The organism is Salinibacterium sp. (assembly GCF_031364185.1).
GTDB lineage: Bacteria > Actinomycetota > Actinomycetes > Actinomycetales > Microbacteriaceae > Rhodoglobus.
Genome location: NZ_JANLVV010000066.1, coordinates 1 through 5,853, shown reverse-complemented (window position 1 = coordinate 5,853; position 5,853 = coordinate 1). Strand labels below are relative to the sequence as shown.

The 5,853-nt window shown below is 64.0% G+C and carries 7 protein-coding genes and 1 pseudogene; 5 read left to right on the top strand and 3 right to left on the bottom strand.

What is annotated here, in order from left to right; genetic code table 11:
* Nucleotides 1-2: 2 nt before the first annotated feature.
* Nucleotides 3-488: an Rv3235 family protein gene (locus RMN95_RS03470; protein ID WP_309615569.1), complete on the bottom strand. Its 486-nt coding sequence runs from the start codon at nt 486-488 to the stop codon at nt 3-5.
* Between the two features lie 116 nt (nt 489-604).
* Between RMN95_RS03470 and RMN95_RS03465 the strand changes: the two genes are divergently transcribed.
* Nucleotides 605-1,258, top strand: coding sequence for a hypothetical protein (locus tag RMN95_RS03465; RefSeq protein ID WP_309615568.1), 654 nt, complete (start codon nt 605-607; stop codon nt 1,256-1,258).
* Between the two features lie 20 nt (nt 1,259-1,278).
* Here the strand turns inward: RMN95_RS03465 and RMN95_RS03460 are convergent, their stop codons facing one another.
* Nucleotides 1,279-1,560, bottom strand: a complete 282-nt coding sequence (locus RMN95_RS03460; protein WP_309615567.1) for a helix-turn-helix domain-containing protein — start codon at nt 1,558-1,560, stop codon at nt 1,279-1,281.
* A 125-nt stretch (nt 1,561-1,685) separates the two neighbouring features.
* Between RMN95_RS03460 and RMN95_RS03455 the strand changes: the two genes are divergently transcribed.
* The 3 genes from RMN95_RS03455 to RMN95_RS03445 are packed head-to-tail and all read left to right on the top strand — an operon-like array spanning nt 1,686 to nt 5,055.
* Nucleotides 1,686-2,315, top strand: a complete 630-nt coding sequence (locus RMN95_RS03455) for a hypothetical protein (protein ID WP_309615566.1) — start codon at nt 1,686-1,688, stop codon at nt 2,313-2,315.
* 1 nt (nt 2,316) lies between these two features.
* Complete coding sequence (locus tag RMN95_RS03450) at nt 2,317-3,549, top strand: regulator (RefSeq protein WP_309615565.1); 1,233 nt, start codon at nt 2,317-2,319, stop codon at nt 3,547-3,549.
* A 9-nt stretch (nt 3,550-3,558) separates the two neighbouring features.
* Nucleotides 3,559-5,055 (top strand): histidine kinase N-terminal domain-containing protein, encoded by a 1,497-nt coding sequence (locus RMN95_RS03445; protein WP_309615564.1) that lies wholly within the window; start codon nt 3,559-3,561, stop codon nt 5,053-5,055.
* Between the two features lie 100 nt (nt 5,056-5,155).
* Here the strand turns inward: RMN95_RS03445 and RMN95_RS03440 are convergent, their stop codons facing one another.
* Complete coding sequence (locus RMN95_RS03440; protein WP_179498346.1) at nt 5,156-5,404, bottom strand: WhiB family transcriptional regulator; 249 nt, start codon at nt 5,402-5,404, stop codon at nt 5,156-5,158.
* 210 nt (nt 5,405-5,614) lie between these two features.
* On the opposite strand from RMN95_RS03440, the pseudogene RMN95_RS03435 reads away from it, so the two are divergent.
* Nucleotides 5,615-5,853, top strand: a pseudogene (locus tag RMN95_RS03435) (hypothetical protein); the annotation flags it as partial.

Below are 5,853 nucleotides of genomic sequence, written 5' to 3'. Positions count from 1 at the left end.
AGCTAGAGCACGTTGATCGCTGTCGCGCGCCAGCGGTTGTCGAGGCCCTCGAGGCGAAGGGCGACGGCCCTGGTGCGTGCCCGGTTGCGCACAATGACGACGGCTTCGACGGCCCCATCGCGCGGCTCGAACTGGGAGATCGATCCGATGGAGAAATGGGGTCGCGTGGCTTTGCGGCCCGTGGCCTGACGCGCCCTGGCCGAGAGAACCACCCGCTTGAGCAGGTGGCGGTACACATCGTCGGTGACCCAACGGGAGATCTGTTCGAGGTCGCGTGCGCCCGCCAGGATCTCGATTACCGCCCTGGTGAGGTTCTCAATGAGCGGCGAAGGATCTGGAAGAGCCGAGGTTGCGCTCGGCTGGTGGCCGAAAAATTCGTCCGAGACAAACCTGGGGCGACCAGCCTTGGCCTCCGGGGAGGGCATCACCCGTGAGGTCAGGCCCGGTGCAACAGTTTCGACCCGTTCCACCGGTTCTACTGTGCTCACGCCGTGCCCCGATCAGTGGATTCAGTGAAATGCGAATATTCTGTTCACTCCCCCTTTGGGGGGTAGCCACACTAAACCAGTCGAGGCATCCTCTTGTCCATGTTTTTCTTTGGTCTGTGGATAACCTCAGCAGTCGTTCGGATGTGGTGAGTAACTTCACCACCATGCGCTGGGATAGCTTGTTCGACGATTTGGAGAGTCAGCTTGAGCGCGAGATATCGGCGGAAGAGGTGGATCTCGATGCGGAAGAGGAGCGACTTCGCCTGGGAAGGCTCTCTATTCGAGATCGACTGGTGGCGCTGCAGGATGCCACACCCCGCGATTCTGCGCTGAGGCTGGGCATCTCGCTGTGCGGGGGTGACAGGCTCGTTGTTCATCCGGTGCTGATCGGACGTGACTGGTTCTCGGCGGACCTGGTAGACGAAGCACGGCGGGAACGGCAGTGCATCATCCCCCTTTCCTCCGTGGCCGGCATTAGCCTCCCTGCCTCCCAGGCCTCCGAAAGTCTTGCCGGAGGGGGCGACGATTCCACCGCGCATCCGGTACTGTCGGCCCGCCTTGGGCTCACCTTTGTGCTTCGCGACCTCTGTCGACGACGGAAGTCAATGGAGCTACTGACGGCCGCTGGTTCGCTGCACGGCACGATCGACAGGGTGGGCAGGGATCATTTTGACCTGGCCATTCACGAGATGGGGTCGCCCCGTCGTGCATCCAACGTCACCGAGATTCGACTTGTGCCCCTCACCGCCGTGATCATGGTGAAACTGTGAGTGAGCCCATCGCACCGTAGCTAGTTGTCCCGAGGCTGACCAAACGAGAATTCCGTGAGGTTCGTGTAGTCAGCCTGGTTCCAGAGGTTCATCCGCCTGGTGTGTTCATACATCGCCGCGATATACGACTCCAGCACGCTGCGTTCGACACGCCACTGGCCGCCAGCGCCGACCTTGATCGCGGGCAACTCGCCCGACCTGACGAGGGCATACGCCTGGTTGGTCGAGATGTTGAGCAGCTCGGCAGTATCACCGAGGGTGAGGAAGCGCCCCAGTTGTTCGGCAGATGTCGCGTCGTCCATGGCTCGATTATGGAACCGTTGTCACGCTCGTGGACGGCATGTGGATAACTTTCGTCACCCTGGAGCCGTGATCGCGACGATAGACGCTGTGGCACACGCGTGCCCGGCGGAGGGATAGAAGACTGATGACGAACAAAACCAGGGCCCGCCGCGGGTTTGCGTTCGACCCTCGCCTTCTCATCGGCCTCGTCCTGGTGGCGGCCTCGGTCGCGGGTGTGGTCGCCATAGTGTCGACGGCCGACGAGACCGTGCAGGTCTACTCGGCAAAGGTGGCGCTTTCGCCCGGTGACCGAATCGAGGCAGGCGAACTCGATACGAGCAACGTCCGGCTCGCTGGCGCCGGTACGCTCTATCTGCTGCCCGGGGATATTCCCGATGACGGCTTTGTGCTGACCCGCTCGGTGAACATGGGCGAGCTGATTCCGGCATCGGCGGTGGGCAGCGTCAGCGGCCTGAGGCTGACGTCGCTCGTGCTGGAGGTGAACGGGGCGCTCGCGGCATCCATCGAGCCAGGTTCGCTGGTGGATGTCTGGTCGTCGAAGGAAATCGACAGCGGCCAGTTCGGGGCGCCCGCGGTAATCGTCTCGGACGCCACGGTCGTGCGGCTGGTTGAGTCGGACACGATCATGGCCGGGGGAGGGTCGATCGCTGTCGAGGTGCTCGTGCCGAGGGCCCGAGTGGCGAGAGTGCTAGAGGCCGTGTCCAATTCTGACGCGATGTCGATTGTGCCGGCCAGCATCCCCGGCAGGAACTGAGATGGCTCGAATTGCCCTGGCTCTGCCGGTAGCCCTGGAGGATCGTATCTCCGATGATGCGCTCCGACACGGGCACGACATCGCGGCACGAAGCGTGAGTGCTCTCGAACTTGCCTCGTTGGTCGGCTCGTTGAAGCCGGACATCGTGATCGCCAGCTCAGAACCCCGATACCTGAACGATCGTGTGCTGGCGGCATGTGACGAGGCGGGCGTGCGCATCATCGCCCTGGCGACGGATGATGCCGCGCGACGGCATGCGGCAACCCTGGGGCTGTACGAGTCAATGGATGCCGCATCGCCCTGGCCCGAGATTGAGGCCGTGATCGACGGCGCACGCCGCGAGCCGGCGCCGAAGCGACGCCGGGCCGAACGTGGCTCGGTCATCGCCGTCTGGGGGCCATCCGGCTCCCCGGGGCGCACGACGATCGCGATCAGTATCGCCGCGGAGCTCGCATCCCTTGGCCACACGGTGGCCCTCGCCGACGTTGACACCCACGGCGCATCCATCGCCCCGGCCCTCGGCATGCTCGACGAAGCCCCGGGTTTTGCGGCGGCGTGCCGACTCGCGGGAACCGACACTCTCACTCACCTGGAGTTGGAGCGGATCGCCCAGCGCTATGAGTCTGCGCTGGGCGGATTCTGGGTATTGACCGGGATCGGCCGCCCAAGCCGATGGCCGGAGCTGTCGGGCGAGAGAGTGGCGGCCACGATCCGGCAGTGCCGAACGTGGGTCGACTATACGATCCTCGACACCAGCTCCAGTCTCGAGAACGATGAAGAGATCTCCAGCGACCTCTTCGCCCCGCGCCGCAATGCCGCCGCGGTGACCGCCGTGCACGAAGCCGACAGCATCGTTGCCGTGGGCTCGGCCGATCCCGTCGGTCTGTCACGGTTCCTGCGGGCCCACGTCGACATGATGGAGACTGCCTCAACAACCGACGTGACCGTGGTGATGAATCGCATTCGGGCATCCGCGATTGGAATGAATCCGAATGGCCAGGTGACCCAGACATTGTCCAGGTTCGGTGGGATCGAGTCTCCGGTGCTCGTGCCTCACGACCAGGCCGGTCTCGACGGTGCCGTCCTGAGCGGACGGACGCTGGCAGACTCAGCGCCGAGATCGCCAGCTCGCATCGCTATTCGCACCCTCGTGACCTCGAGGCTCGTGCCGGAGCCGCCGCCGGTCGCACGCACGCTGCGGAGCAGATTCGGGATGGCCCGAGCCACGAGCTAACCTAACAGCATGTCTACGCTCAGTGATCTCGTGCAGGCCCAGGGACGCTCGACCGAGGCAGACATCGAGTGGCTGCACCTGCTCGTGGGCGACTGGCAGCTTTTGGCGGATCTCGCCTTTGCCGACATCGTGCTCTGGGTGCCGAGTGTGGAGGGTGGGTTTGTTGCCGTGGCGCATGCCAGGCCCTCGAGCTCGGCGACCCTGTTCTACCGGGACTTCGTCGGCCAGCCGGTGAAGCCAGAATGGAAGGCGCAGATCGACGAAGCGTTCCAGTCAGCGCGAATCATCGATACCGCCGCGCCCGACTGGTACGAGGAGACGCCCACCCGCGTGCGGGCTGTGCCTGTTCTGCGAAGACTCACCCCGAGTGGCAAACAGACGACAGACCTTCCGATCGCCGTCATTACCCGCCACACCAACCTGAGTGAGGCGCGGACCCCCAGCCGCCAGGAGCTCACGTTCAACGATTGCGCCAACGACCTGTTCGCGATGATCGCCTCGGGAGACTTTCCCGACCTGGGCGCACCGAGCGGGCCACGCCGCGGCGCGCCCCGCGCATCCGACGGCCTGATCAGGCTTGATGTGGATGGCACTGTCACCTTCGCGAGCCCCAATGCCCTGTCGGCATTTAACCGAATCGGGTTCGCGGGTGAGCTTGAGGGGGAGTCGCTCGCCGAGGTCACGACGGGTCTGATCAGCGGTCAGCTCACCGTTGATGAATCGCTCCCGCTCGTCGTCACGGGCAGGGCCCCCTGGCGCACCGACATTGAGACCCGCGGGGTCACGGTGTCGCTCCGGGCAATCCCGATTCGCAACCGCGGGGAGCGCGTAGGCGCGATCGTCCTGTGCCGCGACGTGACCGAGGTTCGGCATCAGGAGCGCGAGCTCATTACGAAGGATGCCACGATCCGCGAGATTCACCACCGGGTCAAGAACAATCTGCAGACCGTGGCATCCCTGCTCCGAATCCAGGCCAGGCGCACCCACTCAGACGTGGCAAGGGATGCCCTTGGACAGGCGATGCGCCGGGTCGCCGCCATCGCCGTGGTGCACGACACCCTCTCGGAGGGGCTCAATCAGGATGTCGACTTTGATGTGGTGTTCGACCGGGTGTTGATGCTGATCGCCGAGGTCGCGTCGAGTCACAGCACGACGGTGCGTCCAAAGTCGACCGGCAGTTTCGGCAACCTGCCGAGCGAGTATGCCACCCCGCTCGCGCTTGCGCTCACCGAGCTGGTGACAAACGCCGTTGAGCATGGGCTGGCCGGCCGGGCCGACGGCGAGGTGGAGATCGTCGCCAAACGCACCGATGAGAAGCTCAGCGTGAAGGTGCGCGACAATGGGGTTGGCCTCGCCGAAGGCAAGGTCGGCTCCGGCCTGGGAACCCAGATCGTACGCACGCTCATTCAGGGCGAACTCAGCGGAACAATTGATTGGCACACACTAGTGGGCAGTGGCACCGAAGTGACCATCGAAGTTCCGCTGACGTGGCTCAACCGTAAGTAATCAGCCGAGCCAGCGGACCATCGAGCTGACATTGGTAGATGCTGATGGCTCTGCCGGACGAGTAGGCGCTAGCGGGCCCTCAAAGCGCGCGGGTGCGGGATTAGGAAGCGCGACGCGCGCGGGCCGCACGGCGCTTGAGGGCGCGGCGCTCATCTTCGCTGAGGCCGCCCCAGACTCCAGAATCCTGCGACGTGTCGAGCGCGTACTGGAGGCACATCTCGGTCACCGAGCAACGGCCGCAGACCGCCTTCGCCTTGTCGATCTGGTCGACCGCTGGCCCGGTGTTCCCGACCGGGAAGAAAAGTTCAGGGTCTGCGGTGAGGCAGGCAGCTTTGTCGCGCCAATCCATAGTGGTACTCCTTCAGTGCGTGCGGGGGATGACCGCGGGGGCCGGTGACAGGCACGAGATTCCGAACGTTGTGTGTCTGGTATGTCGAATGCCTGGTACTGACCCGGATCATCGGGTTCGAGATTTTGGGGACCCGCTCGCAACGCTGGGAGCTGGAAATCAACCTCATATAGACTCTCATATCGATAGGTGCAAATCAATGGTTGTGTATTGGACGACGTTGTGAGTGATGAGCGCGGCGTGTCTGCCCGGCACCCTTTCGTGGTCGCTCTTGCCGTGTTGACTTTTGCCCAGTGCGCCCTCCTTGTGGTTGCTATTGGATACCTCGTGATCGAGCTGATCGTTGCGACCCCCGACTCCTACGCCAGTGCCGTGGCGCTGACCGTCCTGACCGCGATCGCTGCGGTCTGGCTGGCCGTCATCGGCGTTAACGTTCTGCGCGGCAACCC